This window comes from Nostoc sp. 'Peltigera membranacea cyanobiont' 213 (assembly GCF_002245975.1).
Lineage (GTDB): Bacteria > Cyanobacteriota > Cyanobacteriia > Cyanobacteriales > Nostocaceae > Nostoc.
In genome coordinates, this window is the sequence record NZ_NOLI01000033.1 from 22919 (window position 1) to 38547 (window position 15629).

The following is a 15629-nucleotide window of genomic DNA, read 5'->3' on the forward strand; positions in this document are numbered from 1 at the left end:
TTATGGACCCAGCATTTAACGACATTCAAACTAATCCGTGGAACGAGATTTTTAAAGTCGTCTTTTTTCCCGATCGCATTTACCATGCCGAATATCTCAACGCTACCCGCAGCCCCCGTTACCGTTACAACGTGCGAGAGGTTCGCAGCTACTTGGGGATCAATGCTCTGAAGGGAGAGGTATATTTGGATGGAAAGTTTATCAGTAATTTTCTGCGACTGGAATATAGATCCAGTCGTTTAGTAGAGCAAGTACGCGAGAAAAAACGGTTACTCAGTAATGGTGTAATTGCTTGGGTGAAGCTGTTACCGGAAGATGAAAGCAAGAAAGGAGAAAGCAGGGTAAAGCTGCACTATTGCCCGTGGATTGATGCTTACGAAGTGGAAATTTGGGAAACCTTAGAAGCTCCTAATACCAGTTACCACGATTTTCAGATTTTGGATCAAATGGGGCGCAATGGGCCAATTACGCGGGTTAAGGCATTTAACCCAGCTTTGCGAGATATCAAAGCACTAAAGCAGATAGAATTAGCATTTCGTGAAAACGATCGCAATTTACCCACTGGCTACCAAATTAGCGATGCTGATGCGTGTTGGGATAATGACTATTCGCGATCGCACCAAGAACCCCGGACTCAAGAACCCAGTTCACAGCAAAACACCATCAAAGATGAAAACTACCTAATTAACTTCCAACGCGGTTGGTTCTTACAAGCACCAGACATTCAGCCTGTGCGCTATCGGAATGCAATGATGGATGGCGACAATCCAGACAGAACAGACGACAACATTATTGATATGCGCTGGATTGTTCAACGGGAACTAGGCGGTTCCAACATCTTCTTCCACGAAGTGACAATTCCTCCCGGCAAAGTGGAAGGCACTCACCAACATATTGGTACAGAAGAATTGTACTACATCACCGAGGGAGAAGGCATTGCTTATATGCGTGTCGGCGACGATCCAGCCACAGACAAATACCCAACTGTCGAACGTCAAGTCATGGGACTGGGGAACCGCGAATTTAAAGAACTCCCGGTGAAATCAGGTAGCATCATTTTTACCAAAAGTGGTGGGATGCATGGCATTCGTAACCCTGGTACAAAACCCCTGAAGTTCGTTGCTTTCTTATATCACACAATTTAATTTTCGTACCTAATTCTGAACAACTGTTGCTATGTTTATTGTTCATTCTGACAGTGTTTTTAAAGTCGATCCCAATACCCCGCCTGACTATAATCGGGGTAATCCGTTGCTGAAGTTGCTGAATTTTCTCGAACGCGCCCAACTTGCCGCTGAACGTGAATTCTATTTAACAGGGGAGTCGCAATACCTATTTCCTTATGAGTCTCTAGTTTTATATGGGCCTCAGGGGAATGATGCGAATATTCTCGACCCAACTGTGCAGGATAATAAAACAGATTTCCAAAAGCAAAATGTCAAGGATTTTGTTAGTACCGATACCTTTTTAATTCGGGGTTTGGTGACTGTGGGAGACTGGACGGGGCCGTTTTTGCGAGTTTCTTACCGTGGCGGCCCTGACACTAAGCTATCTATTGCTGCTAACCATAAATTGGGGGAAAAGATTAAACTCTGGATTAAAGTCGCAGGTGTGGCAACTCCAGCGTTGATTTTGGTGCCGTATAATCCCTTAAGCGATCGCTATGAAGTAGAGTTTTGGGGTTATCCAGGCAACGATCTGCGAAATCAACTAGACGATAAAGGACGCAATGCCCTAGATCGCGGCGAACTCCAGGTAAGAAATGATTTAGTACATGGCAGCATAGCAGACTTCAACCGGGAAGCATTAAGCGATCGCTATATACTAGATGTCGCCCCCACAAATACCATGCATCCTATATTACCTCTGCATGTAGAGCTTGCTTGGGCAGACTTTAGCGAGAAAATTTGGGACTCCCAAAATGGGGCAAACTACCAGTACGAATTCAACATGATTGTCCGGGGATGGGATCACTTTTTAGGAACAGGTATCAGTCCTAATCCTCACGGTGGTATTGGCTTTTTAGAGTATCGTAATTTAATGTCTAATTATGGGCGCTACTCTAGTAAACCGGAATTGGGCCGCCAGTTAAACTCATGGAACTTCAACGCCTTTGGTACTAAGAATCATGGCAACGGTTTTGAACGATTCTTTGCCGTAGATTACATGGATTTGCACGTTCTCAATGCTAGTTGTGGGATTGGTTTACATCGCCATCGTGATAACCAGGAAGTTTTTCTGATGATGGATGGCCAAGGCTTTATGGTAGTAGGTGATTGGTGCAAAATGCCAGAGCGAGAACGCTGCTTTGAAATCCGTACACTACAAGCCGGACACTTTGCCATGCTCAAAGGTGGTAATCTTCACGCTTTAATGAATGCTACCGATGAACAAGTTTCGCTGTTTATGTTTGGGGGATATGATTAGTGTAACTTTGATAACATTATGGACTTCCAACAAATAAATTATCTAATCTTGTGGGGTATTTTTTTATTTGGAAGTCCCTAACGAAAACAGAATTAGATTCTTTGTCGGCATTCCCAGTTATTCAGAATATTTTTAAATATTCTCAGCAACTACGGAAGAATCTAAAGAGTGACAAGTAATACCTAGTCTATTTGAGATTTAATCTGACCAGAATTAAACGCCACAAGCAATGTGGAGATTTTTGTATAGTAGCGCAGAGAATTAATGATTACTCTGCGTTATTTTGTGTGAAAAAACAGTACAAGCCCTGTACGCTGGAAATTTTACCCACTAAGGTGCGACAGTTAAGCTAATGCGCGTCTAAATTGCATATTTTTCGTTAAGACTGTCATTTGTCATTGGTTCTTCACAAAGGACAAGTTTCACGAATAAATAAGCAATTAAAATGTGTCACAGCCTAGCAATAATTGCAGTTTGCTCCAGAAGCTTAGTATGACAAAGGCATTCCCAAGCATAGCAAGGCGCTTGAAAAATATAGGAATCAAGTTGTTGAACATGGGAACCTTCCTAATAACCCGTTTTATCGAAAACTGGAAACGCTACTTCTTGGGTGACACTGTTGATGTCAGCCCTTCCCCCTCACCCTCCTTTGATGTGCGTCCTTCCTTAGCGGGCCCAGTCCTGAGTTTGGGAGGGGGTGGCCCCGATGTCGATGATGCTATCCAGTGGATGATTAACCAAGTTAGGGGAGGTAGTAACTCCGCTACCAAGGTTAATGTTGTAGTTCTCCGCACGAATGGTAATCACGATTACAATCGGCTAATTTATGCCATGAAGGGTGTAAACTTTGTGGAAACTCTTCTGATTCGCAATAGAGAAGAAGCAAACAAAGCCGAGATTTTTGAAAAAATCAAAAAAGCTGATGTAGTTTTCTTTGCTGGCGGCGACCAATGTCAATACATCCGCAACTGGAAAGATACCAAGCTTGAAGCTGCCGTTAAGTCAGTTTATCTTAAGGGAGGCGGTGTTGGCGGTACTAGTGCGGGGGCGATGATCCAAAGTGATTGTGTCTATGATGCTTGTGCTTCTTCTGAAAAAGGCATTGAAACTAGAGATGCACTCGAAGATCCTTACCGGGACATTACTTTTACTTACAACTTTTTCAATTGGAGTAATTTAAAAGGAACTATCGTAGATACACACTTCGATAGGCGGGAAAGAATGGGCCGAATTATGGCTTTCATTGCCCGTCAAATTAAGGATGGTATATCTAGCAGTGTTTTAGGCATCGCGGTTAGTGAAAGTACATCGGTTCTTGTGGATAAAAACGGTTTGGTGAAAGTTATGGGTAGGGGTGCGGCATACTTTGTACTTGGCAATCATCCGCCAGAAGTATGCGAACCGCGAACGCCTTTGACCTTTTCTAATTACAAAATTTGGAGAGTTCGCAGTGGCGACACCTTTAACTTAAGAAACAGACCAACCTCTGGGTACTATCTCAGAAGTGTTAAAAGGGGACGGATTGATTCAAATCCTTATTGATTTGGGAATGGAGAATGAGGAATTGGGAGTTAAAACTTGAAGGTTGAGCCTCAGAAGCTCAACTTTCACCCTCAGAAGCTCAACTTTCACCTTCAGAAGCTCAATTTCCACCCTCAGAAGCTCAACGTCCACCCTCAGAAGCTCAACGTTCACCCTCAGAAGCTCAACTTCCACCCTCAGAAGCTCAACGTTCACCCTCAGAAGCTCAACGTTCACCCTCAGAAGCTCAACGTTCACCCTCAGAAGCTCAACTTTCACCTTCAGAAGCTCAACTTTCACCTTCAGAAGCTCAACTTTCACCTTCAGAAGCTCAACTTTCACCTTCAGAAGCTCAACGTTCACCCTCAGAAGCTCAACGTTCACCCTCAGAAGCTCAACGTCCACCCTCAGAAGCTCAACGTTCACCCTCAGAAGCTCAATTTCTAAGTTTTAACTCCCCCTCCCCAATGCCCAATACTCCTCTACTTTTTACCAGGGAACTACACCATTCTCATCAAAAAAACCGCCGCTAGAGCCATCATCAGGTAGAGTAGCAAGTTTCACTGCTGCGATCGCTCCTTGCTCAACAGTGCGATACCCTTGATATTGATTAATGTCAGTTGCTGTGAAACCAGGGTCAGCAGCATTGACTTTAATCGAGGTATCTTTAAGTTCAGCAGCCAACAGAACTGTGATAGCATTCACCACTGTTTTTGATGAGTTATATGCAAGAAACTTAAAATTAGCGAACTCATAATTTGGGTCAGAATTCTGAGTCAGAGAACCTAAACCACTTGATAAATTAACTATTCGCCCTGCTGTTGACTTCTTTAAAAGTGGCAACAGGGCTTTTGTAACTGCAAACACTCCAAATACATTGGTTTCATAGGTTTGTCGCAGTGTTTCAATCTCAACTTGACTGGGTGGAAGGCGATCGCCTTCAGCTAGTATCCCAGCATTGTTTACAAGAATGTCAAGTTTTCCAAATTCGCTCTCGATTTGTTGAGCCGTAGAGTCGATTGTTTTTTGAGCGATGACATCAAGTTGAACCGATCGAGCATCAATCTCATTTAAACGAAGTTGATTCGCCGCTTCTTCACCACGTTTTATATCTCTTGCACCAACCAGAACAGTAGCACCTCTAGAACCTAATTGGCGGGCAATCTCATAGCCGATACCTTTGTTTGCACCTGTAATTAGCGCAACTTTGCCTTTTAAATCTTCTGACATCTTAGCCTCTCTATTTTGATAAACACTGATACTTTTTACTATTTTCGAGCAAGTCTAGTGTATATGTAGTGTGTATCAACACAACATTTATGATTTAGTAATCTTACAGAAGTCGTGATTGGCTGTCGTGTTTCCACTAGTAGTGATTCACACTTCAGATAGCGGTTAAGAAAATATTTGCGGCTTACACTAGCAATTGACTCAAAAATCATGGAAGAAGGTAGATATGCAAACCAAACAGCTTGGTAATTCGGAGCTTCACATTACCCCAATCGGCTTTGGTGCTTGGGCGATTGGTGGAGGTGGATGGGCTTTTGGTTGGGGAGCGCAGGACGATCGAGAATCTATTGAAGCCATCAATCGCGCTCTCGATCTCGGCGTTAATTGGATTGATACCGCAGCTATCTACGGTTTGGGACATTCTGAAGAGGTTGTTGCTAAGGCGCTCAAAGGTCGATCTAGTCGCCCCTACATTTTCACCAAATGCTCAATGATTTGGGATGAAAAGGGCGAAATTGGTCGCAGCCTGAAGGCGGATTCTGTACGGCGGGAAGTTGAAGCTAGTTTGCGCCGACTTGACATTGAAACCATCGATCTCTACCAAATCCACTGGCCTAACCCAGACTCAGATATCGAAGAAGGCTGGACAACTCTCGCCAAACTAAAAGATGAAGGGAAGGTTCGCTATATCGGCGTTTCAAACTTCAATGTTGAACAGTTGAAACGTATCCAGAATATTGCACCAGTTACTTCATTGCAACCGCCTTATTCACTGGTTAAGCCTGATGTCGAAAAGGAAATTCTGCCTTTTTGTAAGGAAAATAACATTGGTGTAATTGTCTATTCACCGATGCAATCTGGCTTGCTTACAGGAAAGATGACATCTGAGCGGATTGCCAATTTACCAGATGATGATTGGCGCAAAGAGAGTAGTGAATTTCAGGAACCACGTCTATCTCGTAACCTGAAGCTAGTGGAGGTGTTGCAGCAAATTGGCAAGCAATACGATCGCGCCGCCGGTGAAGTTGCGATCGCTTGGACTTTAAATAATCCGGCGGTGACAGCTGCGATCGTTGGCGCACGCAATCCCCAGCAGGTGGAAGGAATCATCGCTGCTGGGGAATTTCGCCTCAATCAGCAGGAACTAGAGCAGATTGGGGCTTTTCTGCGCGAGAATCCATAAAAGAGGTTTTGCGTAAACTTTGAATAGTTGCGATCGCATGTTTCGCGACAATATCAATCTCCTCTTGGGTATTAAACCGTCCAATACCAAACCGCACTGAAGCATAAGCTAGCTGTTGGGAACTTCCCAATGCTGTCAGAACACTGGAGGGGGCAGTATTTGCCGAGGAGCAAGCAGATCCAGAAGAAACCGCCATTACTGGCTGCAATCCTAGCAAAAGCGCGGCTCCATCCACTCCCTCAACACTGATATTCAAGTTCCCCGCCAATCGCTGTTGAGGGTGTCCATTGAGATGAATTCCTTCAAGTTGGGAAAGCTGTTCCCATAAACTTTGTCTCAAATGGGTGAGGCGTTGGGTTTCTGTTGCTTGTTCTGCCAAGGCGATTTCTACAGCTTTCCCAAAGCCAACAATTTGCGGTGTATACAATGTCCCAGAACGCATCCCCCGTTCATGTCCGCCGCCGTGCTGCTGGGGAGCTAGTTGTACTCTGGGTTCCCGCCTGCGGACGTACAGCGCCCCAATGCCCTTTGGCCCAAATACTTTGTGTGCTGTTAGCGACATCAAGTCAATTTTCATCGCTTGCACATTTAAGGGAATTTTACCAATAGCTTGGGCTGCATCGGTGTGGAAAATGATGTTGTAAGCATGGCATAGTTCCCCAATTTCTGCCAAAGGCTGTAACACGCCAATTTCGTTATTTGCAGCCATCACCGATACCAAGATCGTCTCAGGACGAAAAGCTTTGTTTAACTCAGTTAAATCTATCAATCCATCTTTTTTAACTGGGAGAATAGTAATTTCAAAACCGAGAGTTTTTAAATAGTTACAAGGGTCAATAACTGCATTATGTTCAGTTGCAACAGTAATAATATGCTGACCTTTTTTAAAATAAGCTTCGGCAACACCTTTTATAGCTAAATTATTAGCTTCTGTTGCCCCACTTGTAAAAACAATTTCTTCGGGAGTGGTATTAATTGCTGCTGCTAAAATCTCTCGCGTTTGTTTGACAGCAGCTTCTGCTTCCCACCCATAAACATGACCAATACTAGATGGGTTGCCAAACTTTTCTGTAAAGTAGGGGATCATTGCTGCTAACACTCGTTCATCTACGGGTGTAGTAGCGTGACAATCAAGGTATATCGGACGATTGGACATAATTATTAACTCAAAATTTTACTCAAATTTTTTAATCCACTTAGAACTTGATATAATTCATTTTTTCGTTTTAAAAGTGTAAATTGGTCAGACATAGCATACCTTGGCTGATTTTGTTTGGCAAGCTTGAGGAAAATAAAATCACTGCCATTTGTTACTAATCCAAAAGTAGGTTTATCTTGACTAGGATCGGCTAACATATAAGCCAGTGCTTGGGGTATGGCTTCTAAAAGAGAAAAACTAGACCTTTTAGATTCAATTACTAACAACCATAATTTTTCTTGAATAACTAAAATATCAATTTTACCCCTAATAACTTCTTCTTCATTCTCCGCAGAAATTTCTATTGATTGCTCACCTCTTATATAAAAAGGCTCATCATAAAATCCAGCTAAATTTAGTAAAGGAGATAAAACTACTAATTTGACAGTTTCTTCTGACAAAGGAGGACGCTTGACTAAACGGAGGAAATGAAGTTTTACTCTGTCTAAATCTTGCTTTTCTAAATCTGTAATTTCCGGTAAATTATCAAACCATTCGATAAAGAACGCCTCCTCTTCGGCTAACTGTAGACCAAATCTTTCTTCCAGATAAGCAAGCCCGACATTTTGTGCTTGGATAAATTGAACCATAATTTCTTGAAAAGATGTAAGTAGAACGACTTGAAAAAAACAAACTATGTAAAGTAATGTAATTTTAGCGAAAATCAGTTCGTAGTAAGGACTTTAGTCCTGATTTGAGAACTAAAGTTCTCACTACAAACCTTTAATTATTTACCCTGTTCTACTTAGTAGAATTCTTTATGACACTGCTCCAGTATTAACCTACAGATGAAGAGCAAAAATAATTAACTTAAAAGTTTTCCTAAACAAAACCTGGTTGTGTTTGGCATAACCCTAACAATTCTTGTTCTGAGTAGACTGTTTGACTTGAATTATAGACAACACAAGACCATTTTTTGGCAAACTTACACGCAAACTCTAGTGCTAGTTGCTCACTTCCTGAAGTTTTGCTGACATCAAGTAGAATGTGAGTCTACCTGCATCCAATCGTGTTTGCATGACTCACTTGGGACTTTATGTGGCTGCTAATTCCTGTAATTTAGTTAAAACTGCTTGTGCATGACCTTTGGCTTTTACGTTCGGCCAAGCATAGGCAATCATTTTATCAGGTGAGATGAGAAAAGTTGACCGAGCAACACCCATATATTCTTTGCCCATAAATTTTTTTAAGCGCCAAGCGCCGTAGGCTTCTATCAAAATATGTTCTGGGTCACTCAACAGGGTGATTGACAAGTTATGTTTGCTGATAAATTTACAATGGGACTTACCCGAATCTGGACTTACGCCTAAGATTTTTGCTCCTAGTGTGCTGAAGTCTTGATACAACTCGGTGAAATCTGTCGCTTCGGTGGTACAGCCTGGAGTGTCATCTTTGGGGTAGAAGTAGAGGACAACCCACTGGCTGCTGAGGTCGTCGAGAGTGAGTGAATTGCCATTTTGGTCAGGAGTGGAGAAATCTGGCGCTGGTTGTCCGACTTGGGGAATGTTGCTCATGATAGAGTATGAGAGGTAGCCTAAGCGTAGCTCGTCGTAGATATCGCTTTAGAATTGTACATATATTGGGCTATGCTTTCTAAACAAAAAACACCCAGAAAATAACCTTCTTCGAGTCATTAAATCCGAAAAATTGGTGGATGAAGACGGTAAAATATTTTACTGCATCCATAGCTAATGACAAACCATAACTCTTGGAACTTTTAAAACATCCTCTAATACCATTTCTTTATGAGGCTGCGCCAAATTTTCTTGGCTTCTTCTTTCTTTCTTTCTTTCTTTCTTTCTTTCTTTGTGTCCTTTGCGTCCTTTGCTGTTCGTTCCTCATATAGTTTGGCGCATCTTCATACAGAATTTGTATAAGAATTACGAATTACGTTAGCGACACGAGAAGGCAAGTCCGCGATCGCTTTTAGCGTCTCGTAGAGAGCATCATTACGAATGACGAATTATTTTTGTACGTGACGGATGACCTCAGCAACTGACCAAGCTTGAGCGATCGCACCTCTGGGTGTGTGAGGTGAGTCACCATCAAAAATCTCCGAAATAGAACCCAGACAAGCGTTAAATAGGAAGTGGTCTAGCAAGGGTTGCCAATCAAAAGGCAACGATTGTTGTGGATAAAAACGTTGCCAAGCCCGAATATATGGCCCAATTAGCCAAGTCCAAACAGTGCCTTGATGATAGGCGCGATCGCGTTGCTCTTGATTCCCCTCATATCTCCCTTTGTATTCGGGATCTCCTGGATCGAGACTGCGAAGACCATAAGGAGTCAGCAAGCTGGCAGTTACCAAATCTAGTACTTGACACCCTTGTTGTTCAGAAAATCCACAATGGTGCAGCGACAGCGCCAAAACCGCATTAGGACGAATTTGAAAATTCCGGCGATCGTCTGGCTCAATAGTATCGTACAAATAACCTAGCTGAGGATTCCAGAACTTTTGCAGCGAGGTTTTAACCTTTTCTGCTTGTAAAGCATAGCGCTTTGCTTGCTTGTTGAGACGCGCTGGATCGCCAAACTTAAGCTGGCTCAAGTGGCTCAAGCGTTCTGCCCATTGACTCAGCCAACATAACGCTGAATACCACAGTGCATTGATTTCCACTGGCTTACCGTGACGGGGAGTGACGGGGTTTGCCCCAATTACCACATCCATCCAGGTGAGGGCTACACCACGAGCATCCCAACTAATTAATCCATCAATAGCATCAACCTGGATATTGTAGTGTGTACCACCAATAAAGGCTTTGTGGATTTGTTGAACTATGGGAAATTGCTCCGCCAAAAACTCCCAGTCTTGGGTAGCTTCTAAATAAAGCCCTAAAGTTTCAATCCACCACAGCGCCGCATCAATGCTGTTATAAAGTGGTTCACCATCATCATCAGGAAATGTATTAGGCATTAAACCGTGGCGACAGGAATGCCCAAAAGTCCGTAATACTGCTTTTGCCAGGTCAAAGCGCTGTGGAGCTAGTACCAACCCAGGTAAGGCAATTAATATGTCGCGTCCTCGCTCATTAAACCAGTGATAACCAGCAATGATTGTGGGGCCTGCTATTGAACCTCGATAGACGATAAAGCGATCGCTTGCTTTGAGTAGTTTTTGCCAGAGTGGGGATTGGGAGTTGAATAACTCTTGCCTAGTCCCTCGTTCACTCCATCCAAAAATCTTGGAGAGCCGCTCTTGCTCTACTTCCACGGCTTCTGCAAAGGTTTCAGAGGTGAGAACACCTGCCGTTGAGTCGGGAAAACCTACTCGTGCTTCTAAAGTGACCACATCTCCTGGTTGCAGTGTGACTATTAAGTAACCAGGACTGTAAAGGTCTTCCTTGTCACCTAATCCCCGTTTTGTCTCTTCAGACAATCCATAATTCCAATACCAAACTGCATCTGGTTGATATTTTCCTTGTGTCCAGCGCAAGTGCCAAGGTATACCGAAATTCCCAGATTTTTTTGCTTGCAGACAGACTTGCTGTTGCCCAAGCAATTCTGAAAACTGTAATCCTGAACTAGCAGTTTGCTGGTGGTGAAAATCACGTTCTGCTATCAGCAGTCGCAGCCGTAAAATTGCTGTATCACTTCCGTCATAGCGATATTGGATCAAAATTCGATGGCAAAATTGGGATTGGGGAACTTGGCCCCCCCCCTGGGGATTAGGGGCGATGGGGATTGGGTATTGAGAAGCATTCTTTCCTATTTCTAGTTCCTCGTTCTTCGCTCCTAATCCCCAGTCCCTAGTCCCCAGTCCCCAATCCCCAATCCCTACCAACCCATAAGGCATCACCAATTGTCTGGTTAACTGCCAGTTATTTTGACCCCAAGTCCATTTTGGAACTGGGTTAATATCAAAACCCCGCAACAGTTGGTAGCCTGTCAGTTCAATCCGATCGTTGCCCCAAACATTTGTCCCTAAAGCCACAACGCTCCCGGATACTTCTAAGCTAGCGTCTAAGTGCGAAAGCAGCAGATTCCTCCCAGAAGGCGGGTTTGTAGCGGTAAACAGCCAACCGTGATAGGTGCGCGTGCGGACATCAGAAACTGTACCACTGGCAAAACTTCCTAAGCCATTGGTAAGCAACCATTCTCTTGTATCTAAATCAGGCATTGGTTACTCAAAATCGTTATGAGTATGATATAGTCGTAACAGATCGTAATTAAACTGTGAGAGCGTGGATGGGCGAGTTTGACTTGACCCGAATTCCAGCGCTAATAAACCGATAAAGGAGAATTAGGTTAATGTCCCTTACTTACGGAACCGAAGGAAGCATCCGCGTTGGCCAACAAGCTCCCGATTTCACAGCAACGGCTGTGGTAGATCAGGAATTTAAGACAATCAAACTTTCCGATTATCGCGGTAAGTATGTCGTCCTGTTTTTCTACCCACTAGACTTTACCTTTGTTTGTCCTACTGAAATCACAGCATTTAGCGATCGCTACGAAGAATTCAAGAAAATCAATACCGAAGTCCTTGGGGCTTCCGTTGACAGTGAATTCTCCCACCTCGCTTGGATTCAAACAGATCGTAAGTCTGGTGGTGTCGGCGACTTGAATTATCCTCTAGTCTCAGACATTAAGAAAGAGATTAGCGCCGCTTACAACGTTCTCGATCCAGCAGCCGGTATTGCCTTGCGTGGTCTGTTCATCATCGATAAAGATGGTATCATACAGCACGCTACCATCAACAACCTAGCTTTTGGTCGCAGCGTTGATGAAACCCTGCGGACATTACAAGCAATTCAGTATGTTCAGTCTCACCCCGATGAAGTTTGCCCAGCTGGTTGGCAACCTGGTGACAAGACAATGAATCCCGATCCAGTGAAGTCTAAAGTATACTTCTCTGCTGTCTAAATTTCGCTAGCGAGCAAACTCTAATTCAAGTTGTTGGAGTTGCCAGCAAAATCAATGAAAACCACAGATAAATAGAGATATACATGAAACCGTGTCAACCTCTGTATCTATCTGTGGTTTTTTCATAAAATAGGATTTAAATCATCAGGGTTAATAAATATGTTGACTTCAACTGATTTTAGTGGCTTATTAAATGAGCGGTTCTTCCGCAATTTTTTACCAGTTCCAGCTACAAATAAGCTTAGGTTGGGAGTAGGAACGCCTGATTTTCAATTACCAGATATTACCAACGGGGCTTTAGTAAAATTGTCTGATTATAAAGGCAAGCAACCAGTTTTACTTGCCTTTACTCGCATCTTTACTGAAAAGCAATATTGCCCATTTTGTTTTCCTCATATCAAAGCCTTGAATGAGAACTACGAGCAATTTAAAAATAGTGGTATAGAAGTTTTAATGATTACTAGTACCGATGAACGGCAGAGTCAAATTGTTGTAAGAGATTTAAGCTTAAAAATGCCGTTATTAAGCGATCCTAGTTGTCGAGTATTTCGTAATTATCAAGTAGGGCAAGCACTGGGAGCGCCTTTACCAGCCCAGTTTGTATTAGATAAAGAAGGAAAACTCAGCTACTGGCATTTATTTTCTTTTCTGGATCGCAATTCTAGTGTTGAGACTTTATTAGAACAATTCAATTGAGTATAAGGTGTAAAATTGGCAATGCCCACCCTACTGATAAAACTGTGAGGTTTTATGGCGCTGACTCTTTATCACTCACCGATTTCTCCTAACTCTCGCCGCGTCTGGATTACTCTGCTGGAAAAAGGACTTGAATTTGAATTAGTAGACATAAAACTGGATGGGGAGCAGTTTAAACCAGATTTTTTGGCAATTAGCCCCTTCCACCTCATTCCAGCTTTGGTGGATGACGGCTTTAATATAGTGGAATCTTTAGCAATTCTGGACTACTTAGAGGCAAAATATCCCACACCTGCGATGTTGCCTAAAGATGCTAAGGATTTAGCGATCGCGCGGATGGTACAACTGCTAACTGTGAATGAGCTTTTGCCAGCAACCACCACATTTCTACCTCAGATATTAGGCTTACCTGGGGAAAGTCCCGAAAAAATCGAGCAGGCAAAGCAAAAAATCTTAACCGTGGTGAAATTATTTGAGAATTTACTTGACGATCGCCCTTACTTTGGTGGTGAAAACCTAACTCTAGCTGAGATTGTGGCTGGAACTGTAGTAATATGGCTGCCGGAAGTAGGTATTTCCTTAAGTGATTATCCAAAACTGAATGCTTGGCACGATCGCTTAATTGTACGTCCATCGTGGCAAGCTACCGAAGCTACACCAGAGGCAATGGAAGCGTTTAAGTCCGTTATAATAGCGAGAAATACGCGGCAAATTCATACCTAATCAATGTAGAGATGGTAAATTGACCGTCTCTACAATCTGCTATTTTCACAGCTTAACTTGCTGCAAATGACTGCGGGGATTATAAGTACGGATAGCCCGGATTTTTTCATAATATTCCCGCTCTTGTTGGCTGAGGTCTTTTGGTGGTGCGATCGCCACCTTCACCAACTGATCGCCACGTCCACCCTTAGCGAGAGGCCAACCTTTACCACGCAAACGCAGGGATTGACCAGAACGCACTCCGGCTGGTAGTTTGACATTAACTGAACCATCGGGAGTGGGTACATCAATAGACGCTCCCAGAGTCGCTTCATCTGGTGTAATTGCCACTTCGCACACCAAGTTATCACCTTCCATTTGGAAGAACGAGTGCGGCTGAAGTTCGACTTTTAAGTATAAATCCCCTCGTTGTTGAGTCATTGGGTTGATTTGACCTTTGCCCCGCACGCGCAGACGAGTACCAGGTTTAGCCCCAGATGGGATACGAACATCAATTGTTTCGTTACCCAAACTGAAGCGCTTTTGTACGCCGTTAAATGCTTCAGCAAAACTTAGGGTGATTATAGCTTCACTATCTTGGGAAGTACCCGCACCTGGATCTTGAAATCCATAATCGTTAAAGCCGCCAAAACCACTTGGCGCTCCTGTAGTAGTGCGGTAAGAAGAGTAACTTTGTCGCCCACCGCCACCGCGAGGGGCAGCACCGCCAAAGCGCCCTAGCAACTCATTAATGAACTCATCAAAATTGCCGTATTGACTAAAGTCAAAGCCACCCATATCGGCACCAACACCGCCGCCGGATGGGAAACCTTCACCAGCTTGCTTCCAATATTGACCGAATTGGTCGTATTTTTTGCGTTTATCTACATCTGACACAACTTCGTAGGCTTCGCTAACTTCTTTAAAGCGTGCCTCTGCTTGTTTGTTATTTGGGTTGACATCAGGGTGATATTTGCGGGCTAGTTTACGAAAGGCTTGTTTAATCTCGTCCTGAGTGGCAGTCTTACTAACTCCCAAAATTGCGTAATAGTCTTTGAAGTCGGTTGCAGCCATCTACTAGCCTCCTATAGAAATTCCTGTTATGTTTTTTTTTAAGATCGCAAGATATTTAATTGCTAGGTATAGTGCCAAAGCAAAACAATCTGATTTTAAATTAACAAAGAATATAGAAAATCAAGTGTGGTTCTTGCTCACCGCGCGATCGCAATTTCCGTACTCCGATTTTTCTGATAAGCGGATCAGCCCGTCTAGCCCCTCTTCCAGGCTTGGGGGGGCATCCCGGAGTTGACGGTGCATCCGCAAAATAATTTCTTCTGGAACTTGGCGCGATCGCCTTTTATTACGTGCTAAACACAACCACACTGGTGTATCCACCCAAATTGCCGTAATTTGGGTAAAGCCCAATTCACGGGCTAAAGCAATGACTTCACGGCGATGGCGGCGCTGGGCATTAGTGGCATCGAAAATAGCTGTATTTGCTGTAGAAATAGCTTGCTGAAATTGACGTTCTACTTCCCGCCAAATCAGCAGCCACGACCCCTGAAGGGCTTGGGAACCGAATAATTGCCCCCTGATGGCATCTGTAGAAATCAGCGACATCTGGGGGCATTCTGCCAGTAATTGTTTTGCAAAAGTTGACTTACCGCTACCTGGAAGACCAATCAGCAATATTAGTTTAGTCATTTGTCATTTGTCCTTTGTCATTTGTCCTTTGTCCTTTCTGAATAACTAATGACTAATGACTAATGACTAATGACCAATGACCAATGACCAATGACCAATGACCAATGA

The 15629-nt window shown here is 43.3% G+C and carries 15 protein-coding genes; 7 read left to right on the top strand and 8 right to left on the bottom strand.

Features of this window, described 5'->3' with window-relative positions:
* The first annotated feature begins 2 nt into the window (after positions 1-2).
* From CDG77_RS11940 to CDG77_RS11950, 3 genes are all read left to right on the top strand, one after another.
* On the top strand, positions 3-1145 hold the full coding sequence (locus tag CDG77_RS11940; RefSeq protein ID WP_094329586.1) for a cupin domain-containing protein: 1143 nt from the start codon (positions 3-5) through the stop codon (positions 1143-1145).
* A gap of 31 nt (positions 1146-1176) precedes the next feature.
* Complete coding sequence (locus CDG77_RS11945) at positions 1177-2427, top strand: cupin domain-containing protein (protein ID WP_094329587.1); 1251 nt, start codon at positions 1177-1179, stop codon at positions 2425-2427.
* Positions 2428-2919: 492 nt separating this feature from the next.
* On the top strand, positions 2920-3969 hold the full coding sequence (locus tag CDG77_RS11950) for a cyanophycinase (RefSeq protein WP_094329588.1): 1050 nt from the start codon (positions 2920-2922) through the stop codon (positions 3967-3969).
* Here CDG77_RS11950 and CDG77_RS11955 read toward each other — a convergent pair.
* Positions 3955-4374: a hypothetical protein gene (locus tag CDG77_RS11955; RefSeq protein ID WP_094329589.1), complete on the bottom strand. Its 420-nt coding sequence runs from the start codon at positions 4372-4374 to the stop codon at positions 3955-3957. The genes CDG77_RS11950 and CDG77_RS11955 overlap by 15 nt on opposite strands.
* A 63-nt stretch (positions 4375-4437) precedes the next feature.
* Complete coding sequence (locus CDG77_RS11960) at positions 4438-5178, bottom strand: SDR family oxidoreductase (protein WP_094329590.1); 741 nt, start codon at positions 5176-5178, stop codon at positions 4438-4440.
* 226 nt (positions 5179-5404) lie between these two features.
* Between CDG77_RS11960 and CDG77_RS11965 the strand changes: the two genes are divergently transcribed.
* Entirely contained in the window at positions 5405-6361 is a 957-nt protein-coding gene (locus CDG77_RS11965; protein ID WP_094329591.1) for an aldo/keto reductase, read from the top strand.
* Here the strand turns inward: CDG77_RS11965 and CDG77_RS11970 are convergent.
* The 4 genes from CDG77_RS11970 to CDG77_RS11985 all read right to left on the bottom strand — a co-directional run bounded on the left by CDG77_RS11970 (position 6309) and on the right by CDG77_RS11985 (position 11676).
* Entirely contained in the window at positions 6309-7517 is a 1209-nt protein-coding gene (locus CDG77_RS11970; RefSeq protein WP_094329592.1) for a cysteine desulfurase family protein, read from the bottom strand. The genes CDG77_RS11965 and CDG77_RS11970 overlap by 53 nt on opposite strands.
* A 5-nt stretch (positions 7518-7522) precedes the next feature.
* Positions 7523-8149: a type I restriction endonuclease gene (locus CDG77_RS11975; protein WP_094329593.1), complete on the bottom strand. Its 627-nt coding sequence runs from the start codon at positions 8147-8149 to the stop codon at positions 7523-7525.
* 444 nt (positions 8150-8593) lie between these two features.
* A complete protein-coding gene (gene bcp, locus CDG77_RS11980) occupies positions 8594-9073 on the bottom strand; it encodes a thioredoxin-dependent thiol peroxidase (protein ID WP_094329594.1) in 480 nt (159 codons plus the stop codon).
* 449 nt (positions 9074-9522) lie between these two features.
* Positions 9523-11676: an amylo-alpha-1,6-glucosidase gene (locus CDG77_RS11985; protein WP_094329595.1), complete on the bottom strand. Its 2154-nt coding sequence runs from the start codon at positions 11674-11676 to the stop codon at positions 9523-9525.
* Between the two features lie 131 nt (positions 11677-11807).
* On the opposite strand from CDG77_RS11985, the gene CDG77_RS11990 reads away from it, so the two are divergent.
* From CDG77_RS11990 to CDG77_RS12000, 3 genes are all read left to right on the top strand, one after another.
* Positions 11808-12419, top strand: a complete 612-nt coding sequence (locus CDG77_RS11990; protein ID WP_094329596.1) for a peroxiredoxin — start codon at positions 11808-11810, stop codon at positions 12417-12419.
* Positions 12420-12578: 159 nt separating this feature from the next.
* Complete coding sequence (locus CDG77_RS11995) at positions 12579-13115, top strand: peroxiredoxin family protein (protein ID WP_094329597.1); 537 nt, start codon at positions 12579-12581, stop codon at positions 13113-13115.
* Positions 13116-13169: 54 nt separating this feature from the next.
* Positions 13170-13838, top strand: a complete 669-nt coding sequence (locus tag CDG77_RS12000) for a glutathione S-transferase family protein (RefSeq protein ID WP_094329598.1) — start codon at positions 13170-13172, stop codon at positions 13836-13838.
* A gap of 45 nt (positions 13839-13883) precedes the next feature.
* Here CDG77_RS12000 and CDG77_RS12005 read toward each other — a convergent pair whose 3' ends face one another.
* Positions 13884-14891 carry a DnaJ C-terminal domain-containing protein gene (locus CDG77_RS12005; RefSeq protein WP_094329599.1) on the bottom strand — a complete coding sequence of 336 codons (1008 nt, stop codon included), beginning with the start codon at positions 14889-14891 and terminating at the stop codon, positions 13884-13886.
* A gap of 120 nt (positions 14892-15011) precedes the next feature.
* On the bottom strand, positions 15012-15521 hold the full coding sequence (locus CDG77_RS12010) for an AAA family ATPase (protein ID WP_094329600.1): 510 nt from the start codon (positions 15519-15521) through the stop codon (positions 15012-15014).
* Between the last annotated feature and the right edge of the window lie 108 nt (positions 15522-15629).

Coding starts and splice junctions, on each gene's coding strand:
- CDG77_RS11940 (WP_094329586.1), top strand. CDS start 3: ATGGACCCAGCATTTAACGACATTCAAACTAATCCGTGGAACGAGATT.
- CDG77_RS11945 (WP_094329587.1), top strand. CDS start 1,177: ATGTTTATTGTTCATTCTGACAGTGTTTTTAAAGTCGATCCCAATACC.
- CDG77_RS11950 (WP_094329588.1), top strand. CDS start 2,920: ATGACAAAGGCATTCCCAAGCATAGCAAGGCGCTTGAAAAATATAGGA.
- CDG77_RS11960 (WP_094329590.1), bottom strand. CDS start 5,178: ATGTCAGAAGATTTAAAAGGCAAAGTTGCGCTAATTACAGGTGCAAAC.
- CDG77_RS11965 (WP_094329591.1), top strand. CDS start 5,405: ATGCAAACCAAACAGCTTGGTAATTCGGAGCTTCACATTACCCCAATC.
- CDG77_RS11970 (WP_094329592.1), bottom strand. CDS start 7,517: ATGTCCAATCGTCCGATATACCTTGATTGTCACGCTACTACACCCGTA.
- CDG77_RS11975 (WP_094329593.1), bottom strand. CDS start 8,149: ATGGTTCAATTTATCCAAGCACAAAATGTCGGGCTTGCTTATCTGGAA.
- bcp (WP_094329594.1), bottom strand. CDS start 9,073: ATGAGCAACATTCCCCAAGTCGGACAACCAGCGCCAGATTTCTCCACT.
- CDG77_RS11985 (WP_094329595.1), bottom strand. CDS start 11,676: ATGCCTGATTTAGATACAAGAGAATGGTTGCTTACCAATGGCTTAGGA.
- CDG77_RS11990 (WP_094329596.1), top strand. CDS start 11,808: ATGTCCCTTACTTACGGAACCGAAGGAAGCATCCGCGTTGGCCAACAA.
- CDG77_RS11995 (WP_094329597.1), top strand. CDS start 12,579: ATGTTGACTTCAACTGATTTTAGTGGCTTATTAAATGAGCGGTTCTTC.
- CDG77_RS12000 (WP_094329598.1), top strand. CDS start 13,170: ATGGCGCTGACTCTTTATCACTCACCGATTTCTCCTAACTCTCGCCGC.
- CDG77_RS12005 (WP_094329599.1), bottom strand. CDS start 14,891: ATGGCTGCAACCGACTTCAAAGACTATTACGCAATTTTGGGAGTTAGT.
- CDG77_RS12010 (WP_094329600.1), bottom strand. CDS start 15,521: ATGACTAAACTAATATTGCTGATTGGTCTTCCAGGTAGCGGTAAGTCA.